The sequence below is a fragment of the Microbacterium sp. JZ37 genome (assembly GCF_035188445.1).
In the GTDB taxonomy this organism is placed as follows: domain Bacteria; phylum Actinomycetota; class Actinomycetes; order Actinomycetales; family Microbacteriaceae; genus Microbacterium; species Microbacterium barkeri.
The window spans coordinates 2,093,270-2,113,293 of record NZ_CP045253.1 but is presented as its reverse complement, the minus strand read 5'-3'; the positions used below and the strand labels follow the sequence as shown (position 1 = coordinate 2,113,293).

Here is a 20,024-nt window from a genome sequence, read left to right as displayed (position 1 = left end):
ATGCCTGCCGAAACCGCACCGGCCGTTCCGCGGCCACCCGCTCGCACCTCCGCGCAAGCGCCCGTGCTCACGGGCGCCGAGGCGGTCGTCCGCTCGCTCGAGCTGCTGGGCGTCACCGACGTCTTCGGCCTTCCGGGCGGCGCCATCCTGCCCGTCTACGACCCGCTCATGTCGGCGGCCTCGCTGCGCCACATCCTCGTCCGACACGAGCAGGGCGGCGGCCACGCGGCGGAGGGCTACGCCTCGGCCAGCGGCAAGGTCGGCGTGACGATCGCGACGAGCGGCCCCGGCGCGACCAACCTCGTGACCGCGATCGCCGACGCGTACATGGACTCGGTGCCGATGCTGGCCATCACCGGCCAGGTGTTCTCCACGCTCATGGGCACCGACGCGTTCCAGGAGGCGGACATCGTGGGCATCACGATGCCGATCACGAAGCACTCCTTCCTCGTGAAGGACGCCGCCGAGATCCCCGGCGCGATCGCCGCGGCGTACGAGATCGCGTCGACCGGCCGCCCTGGGCCCGTGCTCGTCGACATCACGAAGGACGCGCAGCAGGCCGAGGCCCCGTTCGTCTGGCCGCCCCGCTACGAGCTGCCCGGCTACCGCCCCGTCACGAAGGCGCACGGCAAGCAGATCCAGGCCGCCGTGTCGCTCATCGCGGAGGCGCGCAAGCCCGTCCTCTACGTCGGCGGCGGCGTCATCCGCGGCCGCGCGGCGGAGGAGCTGAAGACCTTCGCGGAGGCGACGGGCGCGCCCGTCGTCACCACGCTCATGGCGCGCGGCGCGTTCCCCGACTCCCACCCGCAGCACCTCGGCATGCCCGGCATGCACGGGGCGGTGCCGGCCGTGCTCGCCCTCCAGGAGAGCGACCTCATCGTCGCCCTCGGCGCGCGCTTCGACGACCGCGTCACCGGCAAGGCCGCGCTCTTCGCCCCGCACGCGAAGGTGGTGCACGTCGACATCGACCCCGCCGAGATCTCCAAGATCCGCACGGCCGACGTGCCGATCGTGGGCGACCTCAAGGAGGTGCTCGTCGATCTCGACACGGCGTTCCGCTCGACGACGCAGGGCGGCGCACCGGACTACGACGAGTGGTGGGCCTACCTGCGCGGCCTGCAGGATCAGTACCCGCTCGGCTTCGCCCCGACGACCGACGGGCTGCTCTCGCCGCAGCACGTCATCCAGCGGATCGGCGAGCTCACCGGCCCCGAGGCGGTCTACGCCGCGGGCGTGGGGCAGCACCAGATGTGGGCGGCGCAGTTCATCAAGTACGAGCGCCCGAACTCGTGGCTGAACTCCGGCGGCGCCGGGACGATGGGGTACTCGATCCCCGCCGCGATGGGCGCGAAGGTCGCCGAGCCGCACCGCGTGGTGTGGGCGATCGACGGCGACGGCTGCTTCCAGATGACGAACCAGGAGCTCGCCACGTGCGCGCTCAACGACATCCCGATCAAGGTCGCGATCATCAACAACTCGTCGCTCGGGATGGTGCGGCAGTGGCAGACGCTGTTCTACGACGGCCGCTACTCGAACACGGATCTCCAGACGGGCCACGACACCGTCCGCATCCCCGACTTCGTCAAGCTGGCCGAGGCGTACGGCTGCCTCGCGATCCGGGTCGAGCGGGAGGACCAGATCGACGACGCGATCCGCCTCGCTCTCGAGACGAACGACCGCCCCGTCGTGATCGACTTCGTCGTGAGCGCCGACGCCATGGTGTGGCCGATGGTGCCGCAGGGCGTCAGCAACAGCTACATCCAGTACGCGCGCGACCACTCGCCCGCCTTCTCCGAGGAGGACTGACATGTCGTCCCACGTGCTGAGCCTGCTCGTCGAGGACCGTCCCGGTCTGCTCACCCGCGTCGCGGGCCTGTTCGCCCGACGCGGCTTCAACATCCACTCCCTCGCCGTCGGCGTCACCGAGATCCCCGGGCTCTCCCGGATCACGGTCGTCGTCGACGTCGACGACCTCCCGCTCGAGCAGGTCACGAAGCAGCTCAACAAGCTCATCAACGTCGTGAAGATCGTCGAGCTCGACCCCGCGGCGTCGGTGCAGCGCGAGCACATGCTCGTGAAGGTGCGCGCCGACAACGCGTCCCGGTCGAACGTCCTCGAGGTCGTGAGCCTCTTCCGCGGCAACGTCGTCGACTATGCGCCCGACGCGCTCGTGATCGAGATCACGGGCGACCAGGGCAAGGTCGACGCCTTCCTCAAGGCCATCGAGCCCTTCGGCATCAAGGAGCTCGCGCAGTCGGGGCTGCTCGCCCTCGGCCGCGGCGGCAAGTCCATCACCGAGCGCGTCCTGCGCGGCTGATCAGAACCTCGGGCGGCGGTGCGCCGCCCGCGACGAACCCCATCCAAGGAGAGAAATACAGTGAGCACCGAGATCCTCTACGACGCAGACGCCGACCTGTCGATCATCCAGAACAAGAAGGTCGCGATCGTGGGCTACGGCTCGCAGGGCCACGCGCACGCGCAGAACCTCCGCGACTCGGGCGTCGAGGTCGTCATCGCGCTGAAGGACGGGTCGAAGTCGACGCAGAAGGCGCAGGAGGAGGGCTTCGAGGTCAAGAACGTCGCGGACGCCACCGCGTGGGCCGACCTCATCATGATCCTCGCGCCCGACCAGCACCAGCGCTCGATCTACGCCGAGTCGATCGCGCCGAACCTGTCCGAGGGCAAGACGCTCGCGTTCGCGCACGGCTTCAACATCCGCTTCGGCTACATCGACGCTCCCGAGGGCGTCGACGTCATCCTCGTCGCGCCCAAGGCCCCCGGCCACACGGTGCGCCGCGAGTTCGCGGCCGGCCGCGGCATCCCCGACATCATCGCGGTCGAGCGCGACGCGTCGGGCCAGGCCTGGGACGTCGCCCTCTCGTACGCGAAGGCGATCGGCGGCACGCGCGCCGGCGTCATCAAGACCACGTTCACCGAGGAGACCGAGACCGACCTCTTCGGCGAGCAGGCCGTCCTCTGCGGAGGCATGAGCCACCTCGTGCAGGCGGGCTTCGAGGTGCTCACCGAGGCCGGCTACCAGCCGCAGATCGCCTACTTCGAGGTGCTGCACGAGCTCAAGCTCATCGTCGACCTCATGTGGGAGGGCGGCATCGCCAAGCAGCGCTGGTCGATCTCGGACACGGCCGAGTTCGGCGACTACGTCTCGGGACCGCGCGTCGTCGACGCGCACGTCAAGGAGAACATGAAGGCCGTGCTCGCCGACATCCAGTCGGGCGCGTTCGCCAAGCGCTTCATCGACGACCAGGACGCGGGCGCGCCCGAGTTCCTCGGTCTGCGCGAGAAGGAGCAGCAGCACCCGATCGAGGCCACGGGCAAGGAGCTCCGCGCCCTGTTCGCATGGAAGCAGCAGGACTCGGACTACGTCGAGGGCTCGGCCGCGCGCTGATCTCCTGACCCGACCGACCCGGCCGCCGCCCTCACGAGGGGCGGCGGCCGATCTTTTTCGAACTTTCTCCGCCCGCATGTCGATCTGCGTCTGGCTCGTTCGACGCGTCAGTGAGAGGGTCGAGAGGCGGCCTTCGCACCAGACCGAGGAGAACATCATGGGCAAGTACATGCTGATCATGCGCGACACCGACGAGGCTCTCGCCGCGTCGAAGGAGATCCCCTTCGAGCAGATCATCGCGGCGATGGGGGCCTACAACGAGTCGATGATGAAGGCCGGCGTCCTCGCCGGCGGCGAGGGGCTCACGGACGCCGCAGAGGGCGTCGTCGTCGACTTCTCGAGCCAGCCGCCGGTCGCGACCGACGGCCCCTACGGCGAGACGAAGGAGCTCTTCAACGGCTTCTGGATCCTCGACGTGCCGACGATCGAGGAGGCCGTCGAGTGGGCCAAGCGCGCGCCGCTCGGCCCCGGCAGCAAGCTCGAGGTGCGCCGCATCAGCGGCGTCGAGGACTTCCCTGCCGACAACGAGTGGATCCAGAAGGAGGCCGGGTGGCGCGAGCAGCTCGGCACCGAGTGATCCCATGAGCGACACGACGGATGCCGCCGCGCGCGCATCGCGCGCGGCGGCATCCGCGCGCCGGAGCGTCGAGGCCGTGTGGCGGATCGAGTCGGCCCGCATCGTCGCGACGCTCACGCGGTTCACGGGCGACTTCGCCACTGCCGAGGACCTCGCGCAGGACGCCCTCGCGGCAGCGCTCGAGCAGTGGCCGCGCGACGGCGTCCCCGCCAACGCGGGCGCCTGGCTCGTCGCGGTCGCCAAGCGCCGGGCGATCGACGGATGGCGGCGGCGCGAGCGGCTCGACGAGCGCTACGCGGCGATCGCGCGCGAGATCGAGAGCGCCGACGCGGACGCCGAGCCGGACGATCCCGACGAGATCGACGACGACGTGCTGCGGCTCGTGTTCATCGCCTGCCACCCCGCGCTCTCGCGCGAGGCGCAGATCGCGCTGACCCTCCGCGTCGTCGGCGGTCTCACGACCGAGGAGATCGCGCGCGCGTTCTTCCTGCCCGTCGCGACCGTCCAGCAGCGCATCGTGCGCGCGAAGAGGACCCTCGCGGCCGTGAAGGCGCCGTTCGAGGTGCCGGGGCGGGAGGAGTTCGCCGAGCGGATGGGCACGGTGCTGAGCGTGCTCTACCTCGTGTTCAACGAGGGGCACGTCGCGAGCTCGGGCGAGCGGTGGCTGCGCGCGGATCTCGCGCACGAGGCGCTCCGACTCGGCCGCGTGCTCGCGGAGCTCGCGCCGCGCGAGCCCGAGGTGCACGGCCTGGTCGCCCTCATGGAGTTCACGGCCGCGCGGTTCCCCGCGCGCGTCGGCCCCGACGGCGAGCCGGTGCTGCTCGACCGGCAGGACCGGACGCGGTGGGACCGGCAGCTCATCGCCCGCGGCAGGGCCGCGCTCGCCCGCGCGGACGCGCTCGGGCGAGGGCGCGGGTCCTACGCTCTCCAGGCGGCGATCGCCGAGTGCCACGACATCGCGACCTCGGTCGACTCGACCGACTGGGAGCGCATCGTCCTCCTCTACGAGGCGCTCGCGCGCCTCGCCCCCTCGCCCGTCGTCGAGCTGAATCGTGCGGTCGCCGTCGCGATGGCGACCGGCCCGGCCAGCGCGCTGCGGATCGTCGACGAGCTCGAGCGCTCGGGCGCTCTCGCCGGCTCGCACCTGCTGCCGTCGGTCCGCGGTGAGCTCCTCGCGCGCCTCGGCCGGAACGCCGATGCGCGCGCGGCCCTCGAGGAGGCGGCGCGACGGACGGCGAACGAGCGCGAGCGCGACGTGCTGCGCGCGAAGGCCGCTGCGCTGCCCGAGGGGTGATCAGCCCCGGGCGTCGAGCTCGGCGCGCGTCGGCGGGTCGGCGCCGGGGCGCGACACCGTCACCGCGGCGGCGTCGGCACTGCGCCGCAGGAGGGACGTCAGGCGCGCGCCGTCGAGCGCGGCGATCGTCTCTCGCGCGCGCGACCCGGACGTGCCCGCATCGAGCAGGCCGTCGACGAGTGCGCCCATGAAGGTGTCTCCGGCTCCGACGGTGTCGACCACATCGACGCGCGGCGCGGGGACGCGCACGATCCCGCTCGCGGTCGCCGCGAGCGCTCCCTCGGCGCCGGACGTGACGACGACGAGAGCGGGCCCGGCGGCGACCCAGGCACGTGCGACCTCCTCGAGGTCGGCTCCGGGATGCAGCCAGGCGACATCCTCGTCGCTCGCCTTCACGACGTGCGCGCGCTCGATGAGCGCGCGGACGCGGCGACGGACGTCGTCTGCGTCCGTCACGAGGCTCGGGCGGATGTTCGGGTCGAACGTCACCAGCGCGCGGCCGCGGGCGCGCTCGACGAGGCCGAGCACGGCGTCGGCGCCGGGGGCGAGGGTCGTCGCGATCGATCCGACATGGAGGGCGCCGGGGATGTCCGCGCCCGCGGCGTCGACATCCCACTCGATCGCGAACGCGTAGCGCGCGGCGCCGGTCGCATCGAGCACGGCCGTCGCGGTGGACGTCCGAGCGGCCGCGCGCCCGGTCACCTCGACGCCGGAGGCCTCGAGCCACGCGCGCACGAGGCGGCCGCGATCGTCGTCGCCCACGTGCGTGAGGAGACGAGGGCGGCGGCCGAGGCGTCCCAGGGTGATCGCGACGTTCGCGGGGCTCCCGCCCGGCTTCTCGTCGACGCTCCCGTCGCCGCGGTGCACGATGTCGACGAGGGCCTCTCCGACGACGAGGACGTCGGGGGATGCGCCGATGGGCGTCATGGTTCACCTTGGCGGATCAGAAGGCGGCGGCGTACGCCTCGTAGGTGGTGCCCTCGGGGTGCACCTCGGTGAAGAGCGCCTCGAACGGAGCGCCCTCGTCGGCGGTGACCGCCGCGTCGGGGTAGGCCGTCGTGACCTCGAAGATCGCACCGTCGGCGTCCCGCGCGAGGACGATCACCTCGGCGAGGTCGATGTCGGCCGTGCCCTCCGTGGTCACGACGCCCTCGACGGCCGTCGAGTACTCGTCGGACACGTCGGTCAGCTCGCCGACGACGAGGGGACCGTACTCCTCGATGGGCGCCTCGTCGTACTCCTCGACGACCGGGTCGATCACCTCGATGCCGTCGATCTCCTCGTCGGCTGCCTCGAAGTATCCCGTCACGACGGTCGTGCCCGGCAGCAGCGTGCGCGGCGTCGAGCCGGCGTCGAGCACGTCGCCGTCGGCCGTGCGCGCCTCGACGTCGAGGAACGCGTACTCGTACGCGACGTCGCTCTGCGGCACCTCGAGCACCGCGACATACCACCAGTAGTCGTCGTCGCCCGGCAGACGGCCGAAGGCGGTCTCGGTCGTCTCGATGTCGACGGTGATCGACTCGGCGGGCGGCTCGTAGAGATCGGTCGGGCCGAGTGCCGGCGGAGACGAGATGAATGAGCCCACGGCGGCGAAGACCGACACGACGAGGACGACGATCGACGCGATCCCGCCCGCGACCGCGACGACGATCGCGGCGATGCTGAGGCCCCTGCCCTCCGCCCTGCGGACGAGGGCGACGATCGCCACGACGATCGCGGCGATGAGGAACAGCCACGACAGGCCGGTCACGACGGGGATGAGGGCGAAGACGAAGCCCACGCCTGCGAGGACGATCGCGGTGATGGCGAGGGCCATGCCGGGTCGGGGACCCGGGGCGGACGGGGGCGCTCCGTAGGTGGCGTACGGCGAGCCGTACGGTGGCGCGGGCGGAGCGCCGTAGGGCGGGGCGGGCGGAGCGCCGTAGTGCGGGGCGGGCGGAGCGCCGTAGGGCGGTGCCGGCGGAGCACCGTAGGGCGGTGCGGGCGGAGCGCCGTGGGGCGGCGCCGCGTACGGCGGGATCGGAGCCGGGGGCGGTGTCGGCGCTCCCGACGGCGGCTGCGGGGGAGGCGACGCGGGAGCCGGAGGGATGTCGGGCGTGCTGTCGTCGGTCACGAGCGCCTCCTCGATGGCTGGGCGGACGGCGGCGCCGTGCGCGGTGTCCCTCCATCATCGTGCATGCGCCCGGCGGTGCGGGAGCGTCGTCGGACACTCCCGCACCGCCGACCCGCGCTCAGAGCCAGGGGCTCCAGCCGTCGTCGCCCTGAAGGTACGCCTCCCGCGTGTGCGCGCGAGCCTGCTCCTTCGCCAGCTGCGGTCGACCCTCGGCGCCCGCGACGGCGGCCCCGTCGCCCCGGTTCCGGTACTCGGCGAACCGATCGTCCTGCCACCTCCATCCGCTCATGTCCGTCCATGCCGGCGTGGAGATGTGCGCACCGAGGTGCGAGTTGCGGACGACCATCGACGGGTCGACGTCGGGGTTGCTGCTCGGGTGCCACGGTCGACCGAGGAACACCGTGCCGGCGGCCGCGTCGGAGGTGAACCGGCTGCCCTGGAAGAGGAAGCCCGCGACCCCCGCCGCGGTCGAGGGCGCCGCGACGTAGCCGTTCACGGTCTGGCCGCGGTCGAGGGAGTGGATCCGGCTGTCCTCGAACACCGCCGTGGCGCGTCCGTAGATGAAGTCGACGTCGCCCTCGATGTAGGAGTCGGTCACGTACACGCGCGAGGTCTGCGTGATGTGCGGGGTGTCGGCGAGGAACGTGTCCTGGTTGCCGAGCAGGCGCACGCCGTCGAGCACCGTGCGGTCGCCGACCGTGCGCAGTGCGAGCGCCTGGCTCTGCCCCTTCGCGGCCTCGTCGTAGGCGTTCTCGATCGTGAGGTCTGCGAGCGTCACGTCGTCGGCCATCGCGGAGACGGTGGGCGAGCCGGTGTGCCCCTGCGTGCCGCCGTAGAACTTCTGCTGCCCGGCCGCGAGATCGTACGTGATCACGACGTCCTCGGCGATGCCCGTCGCGCCGCGGATCGTGAGCCCGTCGGCGTCCGGCCAGATCCGGACGACCTCGCGGTACACGCCGGGCTGCACGACGACCTCGACGGGATGATCGGCGCGTGCGGCGGCGCCCACGGCAGCGCTCACGCTCGCGAAGTCGCCCGTGCCGTCGAGCGCGACCGTGACCGACTCGCCGACGGCCTCCTCGTCGCCGAGCGAGCCCGCATGCGCGGCGAGGATCGCGGGGATCTCCCGAGCGGGGTCGGGGTGGTACGCGTAGCGATCGGCGGGCTCGAACGTCGCGCCGGTGTCGTCGCGTCGGCCGCGGGTGCCGGTGAACACGTTCTCCCGGGAGTCGACCGCCGAGCCGTCGCCGTAGGCCACGATGGGGTCCTCGCCGTTCTCGAAGTAGCTCTGCTCGACGACCACCTGCGATCCCTCGCGGGCCAGCATGCCGTAGCTCCCCGTGCCCTCGAGATGGTTGTTGTACGCGTGCGCGGCGGATGCCCCGCCGATGCTCGCGTTGCGCTGGTAGGTGTTCGAGAAGCGGTTGTGGTGCAGCGTGATCTCCGTCGCGACCTCCTCGGACCATCCGATCCCGACCGTCTTGTTGTGGTCGGAGAACGTGTTCCATGAGAGCGTCACCGCCGTCGACCCCTTCCGCACGTCGACGAGGCCGTCGCCGAGGCGCGCGAAGTCGTTGTGGTCGATCCACACGTGCGTCGCGGCATCCATCCGGACGCCGTCGTTGTCGTTCTCGCGGGTCTTGCCGTCCCAGTCGCCGGGGACGTACGAGTCGCGGAAGGAGAGGTTCCGCACGATGACGTTGGACGAGCCCCTGAGGAGGAGGCCGCCGCCGACGAGCGCGGCATCGGCGTCGGCGCCCGCGATCGTCTTGTCGTCGGCGACCTCGATCATCTCGCCGAACGGGACGTCGATGGCGCCCTCGACGAGGATGACGAGCGGATGGCGCGAGGCCGCGTGCCGGGCGAGCTCGTCGGCCGTGCGCACGGTCACGGTCGCTCCGCCCGCTCCGCCGGTCGTGCCCTGCGGTCGATCGGGCGACGGGAGCGAGGCGAAGCCGGTCGCCGTGGGCGCCCACACCGGCCCGTCGGCGGTCGCATCGGCGGGCGCGCCGATCGCGGCGAGCAGATCCGCTCCCGCATGCGCGGGGTCGAGCGGGTCGCGCCAGGCCTCGAGGACGCCGGAGCCGGCCCCCTCGGCGATCGCGCGGGCCGCGACCTCCGCGGGCTGGATCGGGCCATGCGGGCCGGCGGTCCCGATCACGGCGCCCGCGAGGGGCAGATCCGGGTTCGCCGCGTTGTAGGCCGCGAGCACGTCGACCTCCGCGCCGTTCACCCAGGTGCCCGCGGCGTCGATGCCGGTGCCGCCGAAATGGCCGATGATCCGGTCGGGGGTCACTCCCTCGGCGAGCTCGAAGGTGTTCTCGCGGGCGATGATGCTCGATTCGACGCCGACGCCCCACGAGTAGATGTAGTGGCCGGGATCGGTCACCCGGTAGGTGTTGTCGTACACGTGCGCCTGCCCGAAGCGCACCCGGGGAGCGCGCTGGTTGAGGTCGACGAGCTCGTTGTGGTGCAGCGTGACCCGCAGCGCGCCGCGGTCGGTGATGCGATCGTCGCCGTTGCCCCAGAGGAGCGACTTGTCGTGCCCCTGCATCCGGCTCCACGAGATCGTGACGAGGTCGGCCGCGCGGACGACGTCGAGCAGGCCGTCGTGCCGCAGGAAGCGCTCGCCGAAGTGGACCGGCTGCTCGGCGTCGACCGTGTCGCCGTCGTCGAGGGTGAGGTGGTCGAGCCAGACGTGCGTCGATCCCGAGACGACGAGGTTGTCCCATTCGGTCTTCCAGGTCTCGCCGTTCCACGTCGGGAAGCAGTCGTAGGCGTCGGAGATGCGGAGGTTCCGGATGATCACGTCGTCGACGCCCGACACCTGGAAGGTGAATCCCGTGAGCGCGACGTCGCCCACGCCGATGACCGTCGTGTTCGAGCCGATGCGGGCCTCGATCTGCGCGCGCTGCGCCGCCTGGGACGCCTTGCGCGCGTCTTCCAGCGGCCCCTTGGCAGGGCCGCTCCACACCGCGGGGTCGTATGCCGCCAGGTACGCGTCGAGCGAGTAGCCGTCTCGTGCGTACTCCTCGCACGCGATCCGCGTGCCGTCGGCGCGGGTGTTCGCGTCGATGTCCGCGACGACCCGCACGATCTTGGGCTCGTCGCCCGCGACGGCCGCGACGAGCTCGTCGCGGGTGCGGACGTCGATCACGCGGTCGGCCGGTGCGTCGGCCCCGCCGGTCGTCCCGCCGTCGAGGGAGGCCCATCCGTCGCCCGCGGGAAGCGTCTGCCGCTCCACGGGGACCGCAGGCGCCGGCGCGCCCTCCGCTGCGGGCGCGGCGCTCGGCTGGGCGTGCGCGGGCGCCGCGAGGAGAGATGCGCCGACGGCGGTCGCGAGGACGCCGACGGCGATCGGGGAGGGGTGTCGTCGAGGATGTCTCCATGGCATGTTCGCTCTCCTTCGAGGAACCGGCGGTGCAGGCGCACCGGGCACGTCGTCGTGCAGTAACCGGTTTCTCGAAAGCTAGCGACGCCCATGGGCGTCGTCAAGAGGGGCGGTCAGAGGCGCTCCTCGCGCACCTGCGCGATCGCCTCGGGCGCGAACGACGCGGTCGGCTCGTCGGTGTAGAGGTCGGCCTTCTGCGGCGCGATCGCGAGCGCCTCGACCGGCGCCGTCTCCGTCAGGACCTCGTCGAGGCCCTGCAGGGCGCTGAAGCGGCGCGCCTGGGTCACGACGTTCCGGTCGAGCGATCCGGCGAAGCGGTTGTACGCCTCCACGGTGGCGTTCAGGCGCTTCCCGAGCGTCGCGAGGTGCGTGCCGAGCGTGCCGAGGCGCTTGTGCAGCTCCTTGCCGACGAGGAAGATCTGCTGCGCCTCCTGCGCGAGCTGGTCCTGTCGCCACGTGTGACCCACCGTGCGCAGCAGGGCGACGAGCGTCGAGGGAGTCGCGATCACGACGTTGCGCTCGAATGCGTACTCGTACAGTGTCGCGTCCTCGTCGAGGGCGGCGGCGAGGAAGGGCTCGGCGGGGACGAACATCACGACGAACTCAGGCGACCCGGCCACCGCATCCCAGTACTCCTTCGCGCCGAGGTCGTCGATGTGCTTGCGGAGGTGGCGGGCGTGAGCCTGCAGTCGCTGCGCGCGCACCGTGTCGTCGGTCGCCTCCATGGCCTCGAGGTAGCCGCTGAACGCGACCTTGGAGTCGACGACGACGCGCTTGTCGCCCGCGAGGTGGATGACGAGGTCGGGCCGGAGCGCCCCGTCGTCGGTGACATGGTGGGACTGCTCGGCGAAGTCGACGTGGTTGAGCATGCCGGCGGCCTCCACGACCCGCCGCAGCTGGAGCTCGCCCCACCGTCCGCGCACCTGAGGAGCGCGCAGCGCGTTCACGAGGTTGCGGGTCTCCGAGCCGAGCGCGTCCGACGATCGCCGCATGTGCGCGAGCTGCTCCGCGAGGGCCGCGTTCGCCTCGAGCCGCGCCCTCTCGGCGGTCGACACCTCGGTCTTGACGGTGTCGAGCGTCTCGCGGATGGGGGCGATGAGCCGCTCGACCGCCTCCTGCCGTCGGCGCAGCTCGGCCGCGCCCTCGCTCTGGCTGCGCGTGAGGCGCTCCTCGGCCTGCGCGAGGAAGCTCCGCGTGTTGGCCTCGAGCGCGCGCCGGCTGAGCGCGTCGAACTCGTCGGCGAGGCGCTTCTGGTCGGCGCGCAGCTCGTCGACCCGCTCGGCTGCGCGCGTGCGCTCCTCCGCGACGCGCGCCGCGGTCTCCGCGCGTGCCGACGCGACGTCGCGCTGCAGGCTCGCGATCTGCAGGCGGGCGGCGCCGAGCTCCGCGCGCTGCTCGGCGTCTGCCGCGCTCCCGCGCTGGCGGCCGACGACGAAGCCGAGCGCGCCGGCGAGGGCCGCGGCGATCACGGCGATGGCGATGACGAGGAGGGTGTCCATACCGGCATTGTGCGCGAGGGGTCGGACATCCTCGGGCGCGTCGAGCGCGCGCCCTCTGCCGCTCAGGCGCGGACGGCGTTCTCCTGCTCCGAGTCCTCGCCGATCCTGCCCCGCGCGAGCCTGTTGATGACGAGGGCGATCGCGCCGTCGCCGGTCACGTTCGTCGCCGTGCCGAAGCTGTCGAGTGCGATGTACAGCGCGAACATGAGGCCGACCTCGGTCTCGCCGAAGCCGAGCATGCTCGTGAGCAGGCCGGCCGCGGCGGCGATCGCGCCGCCGGGGACGCCGGGAGCCGCGATCATCATGACGCCGAGCATGAGAATGAACGGCAGGTAGGAGCCGAGCTCGACCGGCCCGCCCGTGATGAGCAGGATCGCGATCGAGAAGCAGGTGATCTTCACCATCGAGCCCGAGAGGTGGATGGTCGCGCACAGCGGCACGACGAACCCCGCGACCGCGTCGCTCACGCGATTGCGCTTGACCGACTCGAGCGTGACCGGGATGGTCGCGGCCGAGGAGGAGGTGCCCAGCGCCGTGCCGTAGGCGTCGCGCATGTTCCAGAGGGCCTTGAGCGGGTTGACGCCCGCGATCGCGCCCGCTGCCGCGTACTGGAGAAGGAGCACGACGAGCGTGAGTCCGAACGACACCGCGACGACCACGACGAAGCGGCTCACGACGTCGACCGCCTCGCCGCTGCGCGCCAGGTCCATGAAGATGCCGAAGATGTAGAGGGGGAGCGCCGGCACGATGACGTGCCGGATGAGCGACTCGATGACCGTGCGGAACTCGACGGCTGCTTTGAGGAGGATCGACGGGCGGATGGCCGTGAGCCCGATGCCGACGACGAACGCGAGCACGAGCGCCGTCATCACCTCGAGAGCGGGCGGCAGCACGATCTCGGTGGGCGACCCGCTCGGGCTCGAGGCGACCGTGAAGTACGGCGTCAGCCCCGAGCCGCTGCCCTCGGTGAGGGCCTCGAGGCTCCGGTCGCTCATGACGGGGGTGAAGATCCACCGGCTGACGGCGTAGGCGAGGAGGCCGGCGAGGATGGTCGAGGCGTACGCGATCGCCGCGGTCAGGCCGAGCCACCGGCCGGCGCCGCGTCCGAGCTCGGCGATCGCGGGGGTGACGAGACCGATGATGATGAGCGGGACCGAGAATCCGAGGAGGCCCGAGAAGACCGAGTTGTACGTGAGGAAGACGTTGCCGAGCCACTCCGGCATGACGGGCCCGGTGACGATGCCCAGCGCGATCGCGATGACGATCCAGGCGAGGAGAGGGAGGCGGAGGAATGTCATCGGGATCCCGATCGGCAGTCGCGGCGCGCCGGCCCGGCGCCGGCGCGTGCGGCCCGGTCGGCCGCGCAGGTCATCGTAGCCGCGTGGCCGCGGACATCGCGATCTGATAACCTTGGCTGTCGCGCGCGTGCGCGCTCTTGGCGTGCCGCCGAGGGCCGCGTAGCGTGGGACAGCACAATCCAATCCACTGCCTCGGCTCATCCGGGGTGCCGTGCGTCGGCCAGCAGGCCCATGGCATCCGAGTCGCGAGGCCCGATCATCCCTCAACAAGGACAACCCACTACATGACTAACGCAACGACCGCCCCGGCCACCAAGCAGGTCGCGATCAACGACATCGGCTCTGCTGAGGACTTCCTGGCCGCGGTCGAGAAGACGCTCAAGTTCTTCAACGACGGCGACATCATCGACGGCACGATCGTCAAGATCGACCGCGACGAGGTCCTCCTCGATGTCGGCTACAAGACCGAGGGCGTCATCCCCTCGCGCGAGCTTTCCATCAAGCACGACGTCGACCCCAACGAGGTCGTCAGCGTCGGCGACCACGTCGAGGCCCTCGTCCTCCAGAAGGAGGACAAGGAAGGCCGTCTGATCCTGTCGAAGAAGCGTGCGCAGTACGAGCGCGCGTGGGGCGACGTGGAGAAGATCAAGGAGAACGACGGCGTCGTCACCGGCACGGTCATCGAGGTCGTCAAGGGTGGTCTCATCGTCGACATCGGGCTGCGCGGCTTCCTCCCCGCGTCGCTCATCGAGCTCCGCCGCGTGCGCGACCTGACGCCGTACCTCGGCCAGGAGATCGAGGCGAAGATCCTCGAGCTCGACAAGAACCGCAACAACGTCGTGCTCTCGCGCCGCGCGCTCCTCGAGGAGACGCAGTCGGCCACGCGCACGCAGTTCCTCAACAACCTGCACAAGGGCCAGGTCCGCAAGGGCGTCGTCTCGTCGATCGTCAACTTCGGTGCGTTCGTCGACCTCGGCGGCGTGGACGGCCTCGTGCACGTCTCCGAGCTGTCGTGGAAGCACATCGAGCACGCCTCCGAGGTCGTCGAGGTCGGCCAGGAGGTCACCGTCGAGATCCTCGAGGTCGACCTCGACCGCGAGCGCGTCTCGCTCTCGCTCAAGGCGACGCAGGAGGACCCCTGGCAGGTCTTCGCCCGCACCCACGCGATCGGCCAGATCACGCCGGGCAAGGTCACGAAGCTCGTGCCGTTCGGTGCGTTCGTCCGCGTCGCGGACGGCATCGAGGGCCTCGTCCACATCTCGGAGCTCTCGAACAAGCACGTCGAGCTCGCCGAGCAGGTCGTCTCGGTCGGCGAGGAGGTCTTCGTCCGCGTCATCGACATCGACCTCGACCGCCGTCGCATCTCGCTCTCGCTCAAGCAGGCGAACGACCTCGTCGACCCCAACGGCACCGAGTTCGACCCGGCGCTGTACGGCATGGCCACCGAGTACGACGAGAACGGCGAGTACAAGTACCCCGAGGGCTTCGACCCCGAGAGCGGCCAGTGGCTCGAGGGCTTCGACGAGGCCCGCGAGAAGTGGGAGCAGGAGTACGCTGCCGCCCAGGCTCGCTGGGAGTCGCACAAGGCCCAGGTCGCCAAGGCCCTCGAGGCCGAGGCCGAGGCCGGCGAGGAGTTCGGCGCGCCGACCTTCTCGAGCGAGTCGACCGGCGCTGGCACGCTCGCCGACGACGAGGCTCTCGCCGCTCTGCGCGAGAAGCTCTCCGGTCGCTGAATCCCGCTGACGCGGCGGATCTGATCCGCTGACGCTGCGATCACACGGCAAAGGGCCGGCTCCTTCGGGAGCCGGCCCTTCGTCGTGCGCGCCGGCTACATGCCGACGACGCCCTCGAAGAGTCCGATGTCGTTGCCGTCCGGATCGCGGAAGACGGCCCACCAGCTGGTCTCGGTGATCGGCGTCTTCTCCATGACGACCGTCGCGCCGGCGGCCTGCGCCTTCGCCAGCACGTCGTCGATCGAGTCGACCTCGACGTACGAGCGCGGCTGCGTGAAGTCCGCACTGCGCGGCGCGAGCCCTCCGCCGGAGATCTTGTTCGGCGCCTGCCACATGGGGTACTCCTCGAAGCCCGGAGGCGCCGAGATCTCCCATCCGAACAGCTCGCCGTAGAACGCCGCGGCGCGATCGAGGTCGGACACCGGGATGTCGATGTGGGTGATGTCTCCGTGGGGCATGGCGGTCCTTTCACAGCGGGTGGCGGTGGACGCGGTCACCGTACCGCCGCCGGCGGAGGAGGACAAGGGCACGGCCCGCGAGCGCGCACAGCGGACGCATAGAGAAGGGACACGCGGCACGGAGCCAGGGGCGCTATCTTCGGATCACGAACCCCGACAGGAGGTTGATCATGGGATTCCTCGACCGCATCAGGCAGGCCGCGCGCGACGTCATGGGCGACGAGCGCTCCTCGACCTCCGTCGATCAGGATCGCACGCGCAGCTACGCGCAGACACCGCCTCCGCAGACGACCGCCTTCGGCACGATCGACCCCGACGGGCGGCCCACATCGCGCTCGTACACGACGGCCACCACTCCGCCTCCGCCGAGCGCCGCAGGCCGGAGCGAGGACGAGATCGCCGTCGAGCGCTACCGCTACCTCCTCCGCACGGCCCCGCCCGAGACGATCGAGCAGGTGCACGCCGAGGCGTTCGGCCGGCTCACCGAGGCTCAGCGCCAGCAGGTCCTGGCGGATCTGTCGCAGACCCTGCCCCCGCAGGAGCGTCCTGCGAATGCGGATCCCGCGACCATGGCACGGGCCGCCACGCGGGCCGAGTACCTCAACCCTGGCACGATGGAGCGCACGCTGGGCGGCGGCCGTCAGAGCCCGGGACTCGGGACGATCGTCGGCGGATCCCTGCTCGGGACGGTCGCCGGCTACGTCGTCGGCTCGGCGCTCGTGAGCGCCTTCCTCGCGCCGTCCTTCGCGGGCGGGGAGGACGGCTCGGGCGGAGAGGACGCGTCGGCCGACGCCGGCGGCGCGGATGGCGCCGATGCGGCTGCCGACGGCGGCGCCGCCGACATCGGCGGCTTCGGAGATTTCGGAGGAGATTTCGGCGGCTTCGAGTTCTGACTCGCCGCCTCGGACTCGGGCTCTTTGGGAGAGGAGCCCGTGCTCGGATTCTCGGGAGAGGAATCCGTGGGAGAGAGAAGGGCGCCCCGGCCGGACCACCCCCAACCGGCCGGGGCGCTCGTTCGCGCACGCGCGCCGTGCGCCGAAGATCAGCGCACGCTGGCGGATCGTCTCCGCATGAGGCGGCTCACTCGCCCGTGAGCTCCCGCGCATACGCTGCCGCCGAGCGGCGGTAGCGCGGCAGCGACGGGACGAGCGCCTCGATCGCCGTCCGCAGCGCCTCCGCGTCGCGGCCCGCGCTGTGCAGCGCGAGGGCGAGGAACACCTCCCGCGCGGCACCTGTCGCGGGGTGAGCAGGCGCGGCCTCGAGGAGGGCGATCGCGTCGTCGGCGCGGCCGAGGTTGCGCAGCGTCGATGCGCGCTGGATCGCGAGCTGCGCGGCCCGATCGGGGTCGAGGTCCGCGATCCCCGCGGCGGCAGCCCGCTCGTAGAGCTCGAGGGCCTCCGCCTCGCGGCCGACGCTGTCGTGCGCGCCGCCCAGCTCGAACGCCGCGAGCGCGGGATGCGGCGCATCCGCCGCGACCGCGGCCATCCGCTCGACGAGGGTGGATTCGTCGTCGTCGGCCCAGACCGCCGCGACCCGCTTCTCCCATTCCGCGTTCACAGGCGGGCGATCTCCTGGCGCGGGCGCAGTGCCACATCCGTGATGTGCGCGTCGGCGGGCAGGTCGACGACGTACCGGACCGACGCCGCGACGGTCGCGGGGCGGATGTACCGCTCGGCCGCGTAGCTCTCGGCGGGGATCCCGGCGCGCAGCATGGGCGTGTCGGTCTGGCCGGGTGCGATCGTGACGACGCGCATGCGGTGCCTCTCCTCGTCGAGGCGCAGCACGTCGGCGACGGCTCGGAGGGCGTGCTTCGATGCCGTGTAGACCGCGCTGCCGGGCACCGGCCGCGTGCCTGCTCCCGAGCCGATGAACACCACGGTCGCCGCGCTCGCGCGCAGCTGGGGCAGCAGAGCGCGCGTGAGGAGCGCGGGCCCCACGACGTTCGTCGACAGCATCCGCAGCCAGTCGTCCTCCGTCGCGTCCTCGACCGAGATGTGGTCGCCCACCGCGGCGGCGTGCACGAGGACGTCGACGCGGTCGAGGTCGGAAGCGAGAGCGGCGAGCGCGTCGCGGTCGGTGACGTCCAGGCGGCGGGGCTCGGCGTGGGTCTCGGCCGCGAGCGCCGCGAGCGCGTCGTCGCGGCGTCCGAGTGCGATGACGCGGTGCGTGCGGACGAGGTCGCGCACGATCTCGGTGCCCATCCCGCCGGTGGCTCCCGTGACGATCGCGACGGGTCGGTTCTCGGTCATGTCGTGCTCCCGTGGTCGGATGCCGCGGCCGCGGCGATGAGGGACCGTGCGACGCGATCGGTCTCGCGCAGCATGGTGGGGTCGGTGCGCGGCATCGGGCTGATGATCGCGTCGTGCATGGTCTCGTCGATCGGGATGCCGGCCACGTGGAACGACGGGTCGACGGTGCCGTCGGCGTGCACAAGACGCCCCGTGGCGGGCTCGATGTCGAATCCGCCGGTCGCCACGCCGCCCGACGCCCGGGACGGCGCCTCGAACGGGCGGACCCTGCCGTCCGCCGCGAGCGAGCGGACGAGCGGGTCCGCCGTCTCCGCCACGTCGTGGGCGTGCATCCACGCGTCCACGAGCACGGGTGCCGAGACCCCGGAGCCGGAGACCGCGGGCGAGGATGCGTGGAACGCGCCGTCGGCGGACGTCACGGCGGCGCCCGGGCCGATGAAGCGCACGATGCCCGCGCGCATGAGGGCGAGCAGCTGCCGGCTGCGGAACGCGGGCGGCCCCGATCCGACCATCCCGCCGACCGTCATCAGGGATCGGAACCCCGCGGCGCGGGACTCCGCGTCGAAGCCGCCGAACGCGCCGATGCGGCTCACCACGCCGCGGGCGGAGGCGATCGACCACAGCGCCGCCTTGAGCGGGCTGTCGAGGCCGCGCTCGGCCTCGGCGAGGTCGTCGAGGACGAACCGCTCGACCCAGGACGCGTACTCCGCAGGCGACGCCCACGTGGCGCCCTCGCCCGGCAGGATGGCCGCCGCCAGGTCGAGCCGATCCTCCGGATCGGCGACGAACGGGGAGACCGCGTCGGCGAGCACCGAGATCCGCTCGCGGGTCGCGGCGCCCGACGCCTCGAGCGGAGCGGAGCGGATGGCGTCGAGGGCCGCGCGGAGATCCACGGCCTCCGGCTTCACGCGCGCGAGGGTCGTGTGGTAGTCGGCGAACGCGTCGCGCAGGATGAGCGGCCACACACGTCCGTCGAAGTCGATCGGGCGGGGGACGGCCGTCCAGTCGACGGCGCGGAGGTGGTGCTGAGGCGCCCGAGGCGGGAGGGAGCCGTACAGCGTCTTCGCGCGGAACGGCACCCCGCGCCGCGACGTCACGTGGAGCCGGGGCTCGCGCCCCGACGGCTCGTAGCGGAGGCCGCCCGGAGCGCCGGCGTCGTCGGCGAAGCGCCCGCCGCGCCCGACGCTCAGCAGGGCCATGGCGTCGAAGAATCCCATGCCGAGCCCCCGCACGATCGCCTCGGCGCGGTCGGGCACCCTGTCGAGGGACTGATCGGCGGGCGAGTCGGGGCGGACCCAGATGAGGGAGGGGTGCGCGTCGACCGCACCGAGGATCCTCCGCTCCTCGGCGGTCACCGTGCGCTCGAGCCATCCGGTCGCCGCGACGACCGCGTCTGCCGCGATCTCCCGATCGCCGAGGTCGAGGATGTCGCGCCCGTCGTGACGCCGGGCGCCCACGACGCGCGCGAGGTGCTCGTGGACGCGCACGCCAGCGGGGAGGGACGCCTTCGCATGCGCGAGGCACCACGCGATGTACTCGCCGTAGAGGGCGCGCGACGGATGCGACTCCGGGCGCTGCGCGCGCAGCTCGGCGCCGTACTCATCCGCGAGGCCGGGACGGACCGGCACACGGGCGAAGGCGGCGACGTGAGCCTCCGGGATGCGCGAGACGACGGCATCCGCGCCGCCGTGGGCGCCGTGCCGGACGAGCTGGCACCACTCGTAGAGGGTCGGGCCGGGGCGGATCGGGCCGGCGATGCTCGCGGCGTCGTCCGTGAAGAGGGTCACGGCGTCGGCGAGCGTGTTCATGCACAGCTCGCGCGGCTGGTCGGTGCGCCAGATCCGGCCGGCTCCGATCTGCGTGTCGTCGATGAGGTGGACGTCGAGCGCGGCGCCGCGAGGGAGGTTCGCGCCGATCCGCTCGAGCAGCGAGACCCCGCGGGGTCCGCCGCCGACGATCGCGATGACGGGTCGGGCAGTGGTGGGCATCCCCTCCATTCTCGCGCG

At 72.0% G+C, this 20,024-nt stretch carries 16 protein-coding genes; 7 read left to right on the top strand and 9 right to left on the bottom strand.

What is annotated here, in order from left to right:
• The 5 genes from GC092_RS09775 (at position 1) to GC092_RS09755 (ending at position 5,277) form a co-directional block, all read left to right on the top strand.
• Entirely contained in the window at positions 1–1,806 is a 1,806-nt protein-coding gene (locus GC092_RS09775) for an acetolactate synthase large subunit (protein WP_282979799.1), read from the top strand.
• A gap of 1 nt (position 1,807) precedes the next feature.
• Positions 1,808–2,317 (top strand): acetolactate synthase small subunit, encoded by a 510-nt coding sequence (gene ilvN, locus GC092_RS09770; protein ID WP_271174012.1) that lies wholly within the window; start codon positions 1,808–1,810, stop codon positions 2,315–2,317.
• Positions 2,318–2,377: 60 nt separating this feature from the next.
• Positions 2,378–3,406, top strand: a complete 1,029-nt coding sequence (gene ilvC / locus GC092_RS09765) for a ketol-acid reductoisomerase (RefSeq protein ID WP_271174013.1) — start codon at positions 2,378–2,380, stop codon at positions 3,404–3,406.
• 157 nt (positions 3,407–3,563) lie between these two features.
• Positions 3,564–3,983: a YciI family protein gene (locus GC092_RS09760; protein ID WP_271174014.1), complete on the top strand. Its 420-nt coding sequence runs from the start codon at positions 3,564–3,566 to the stop codon at positions 3,981–3,983.
• Between the two features lie 4 nt (positions 3,984–3,987).
• Positions 3,988–5,277, top strand: a complete 1,290-nt coding sequence (locus GC092_RS09755) for an RNA polymerase sigma factor (protein WP_324011635.1) — start codon at positions 3,988–3,990, stop codon at positions 5,275–5,277.
• On the opposite strand, the gene GC092_RS09750 is transcribed toward GC092_RS09755, so the two are convergent.
• The 5 genes from GC092_RS09750 to GC092_RS09730 all read right to left on the bottom strand — a co-directional run bounded on the left by GC092_RS09750 (position 5,278) and on the right by GC092_RS09730 (position 13,578).
• Positions 5,278–6,204: a carbohydrate kinase family protein gene (locus tag GC092_RS09750; RefSeq protein ID WP_324011633.1), complete on the bottom strand. Its 927-nt coding sequence runs from the start codon at positions 6,202–6,204 to the stop codon at positions 5,278–5,280.
• A gap of 16 nt (positions 6,205–6,220) precedes the next feature.
• A complete protein-coding gene (locus GC092_RS09745) occupies positions 6,221–7,390 on the bottom strand; it encodes a hypothetical protein (protein WP_324011631.1) in 1,170 nt (389 codons plus the stop codon).
• A gap of 118 nt (positions 7,391–7,508) precedes the next feature.
• Positions 7,509–10,784, bottom strand: coding sequence for a pectinesterase family protein (locus tag GC092_RS09740; RefSeq protein WP_324011629.1), 3,276 nt, complete (start codon positions 10,782–10,784; stop codon positions 7,509–7,511).
• A 110-nt stretch (positions 10,785–10,894) separates the two neighbouring features.
• Positions 10,895–12,280 (bottom strand): DNA recombination protein RmuC, encoded by a 1,386-nt coding sequence (gene rmuC / locus GC092_RS09735; RefSeq protein WP_324011627.1) that lies wholly within the window; start codon positions 12,278–12,280, stop codon positions 10,895–10,897.
• A 62-nt stretch (positions 12,281–12,342) separates the two neighbouring features.
• Complete coding sequence (locus GC092_RS09730) at positions 12,343–13,578, bottom strand: dicarboxylate/amino acid:cation symporter (RefSeq protein ID WP_324011624.1); 1,236 nt, start codon at positions 13,576–13,578, stop codon at positions 12,343–12,345.
• A gap of 284 nt (positions 13,579–13,862) precedes the next feature.
• On the opposite strand from GC092_RS09730, the gene rpsA reads away from it, so the two are divergent.
• Complete coding sequence (gene rpsA, locus GC092_RS09725; protein WP_271174021.1) at positions 13,863–15,311, top strand: 30S ribosomal protein S1; 1,449 nt, start codon at positions 13,863–13,865, stop codon at positions 15,309–15,311.
• A gap of 95 nt (positions 15,312–15,406) precedes the next feature.
• Here the strand turns inward: rpsA and GC092_RS09720 are convergent, their stop codons facing one another.
• The gene (locus GC092_RS09720) at positions 15,407–15,769 is read right to left on the bottom strand and encodes a VOC family protein (protein WP_271174022.1); all 363 of its coding nucleotides are present in this window, start codon (positions 15,767–15,769) and stop codon (positions 15,407–15,409) included.
• A 170-nt stretch (positions 15,770–15,939) separates the two neighbouring features.
• Between GC092_RS09720 and GC092_RS09715 the strand changes: the two genes are divergently transcribed.
• A complete protein-coding gene (locus GC092_RS09715; protein ID WP_324011622.1) occupies positions 15,940–16,662 on the top strand; it encodes a hypothetical protein in 723 nt (240 codons plus the stop codon).
• 187 nt (positions 16,663–16,849) lie between these two features.
• On the opposite strand, the gene GC092_RS09710 is transcribed toward GC092_RS09715, so the two are convergent.
• Genes GC092_RS09710 through GC092_RS09700 form a run of 3 tightly spaced genes read right to left on the bottom strand, consistent with a single transcriptional unit; the run spans position 16,850 to position 20,006 of the window.
• Entirely contained in the window at positions 16,850–17,326 is a 477-nt protein-coding gene (locus tag GC092_RS09710; protein ID WP_324011620.1) for a tetratricopeptide repeat protein, read from the bottom strand.
• Positions 17,323–18,018 carry an SDR family oxidoreductase gene (locus tag GC092_RS09705; RefSeq protein WP_282979813.1) on the bottom strand — a complete coding sequence of 232 codons (696 nt, stop codon included), beginning with the start codon at positions 18,016–18,018 and terminating at the stop codon, positions 17,323–17,325. Before GC092_RS09705 ends, GC092_RS09710 begins: the two co-directional genes overlap by 4 nt.
• Complete coding sequence (locus GC092_RS09700; protein ID WP_324011619.1) at positions 18,015–20,006, bottom strand: FAD/NAD(P)-binding protein; 1,992 nt, start codon at positions 20,004–20,006, stop codon at positions 18,015–18,017. Before GC092_RS09700 ends, GC092_RS09705 begins: the two co-directional genes overlap by 4 nt.
• Between the last annotated feature and the right edge of the window lie 18 nt (positions 20,007–20,024).

What these genes read in the sequence shown, in the direction of transcription:
- GC092_RS09775 (WP_282979799.1), top strand. Translation starts at nt 1, where the DNA reads ATGCCTGCCGAAACCGCACCGGCCGTTCCGCGGCCACCCGCTCGCACC.
- ilvN (WP_271174012.1), top strand. Translation starts at nt 1,808, where the DNA reads ATGTCGTCCCACGTGCTGAGCCTGCTCGTCGAGGACCGTCCCGGTCTG.
- GC092_RS09760 (WP_271174014.1), top strand. Translation starts at nt 3,564, where the DNA reads ATGGGCAAGTACATGCTGATCATGCGCGACACCGACGAGGCTCTCGCC.
- GC092_RS09755 (WP_324011635.1), top strand. Translation starts at nt 3,988, where the DNA reads ATGAGCGACACGACGGATGCCGCCGCGCGCGCATCGCGCGCGGCGGCA.
- GC092_RS09750 (WP_324011633.1), bottom strand. Translation starts at nt 6,204, where the DNA reads ATGACGCCCATCGGCGCATCCCCCGACGTCCTCGTCGTCGGAGAGGCC.
- GC092_RS09740 (WP_324011629.1), bottom strand. Translation starts at nt 10,784, where the DNA reads ATGCCATGGAGACATCCTCGACGACACCCCTCCCCGATCGCCGTCGGC.
- rmuC (WP_324011627.1), bottom strand. Translation starts at nt 12,280, where the DNA reads ATGGACACCCTCCTCGTCATCGCCATCGCCGTGATCGCCGCGGCCCTC.
- GC092_RS09730 (WP_324011624.1), bottom strand. Translation starts at nt 13,578, where the DNA reads ATGACATTCCTCCGCCTCCCTCTCCTCGCCTGGATCGTCATCGCGATC.
- rpsA (WP_271174021.1), top strand. Translation starts at nt 13,863, where the DNA reads ATGACTAACGCAACGACCGCCCCGGCCACCAAGCAGGTCGCGATCAAC.
- GC092_RS09720 (WP_271174022.1), bottom strand. Translation starts at nt 15,769, where the DNA reads ATGCCCCACGGAGACATCACCCACATCGACATCCCGGTGTCCGACCTC.
- GC092_RS09715 (WP_324011622.1), top strand. Translation starts at nt 15,940, where the DNA reads ATGGGATTCCTCGACCGCATCAGGCAGGCCGCGCGCGACGTCATGGGC.
- GC092_RS09705 (WP_282979813.1), bottom strand. Translation starts at nt 18,018, where the DNA reads ATGACCGAGAACCGACCCGTCGCGATCGTCACGGGAGCCACCGGCGGG.
- GC092_RS09700 (WP_324011619.1), bottom strand. Translation starts at nt 20,006, where the DNA reads ATGCCCACCACTGCCCGACCCGTCATCGCGATCGTCGGCGGCGGACCC.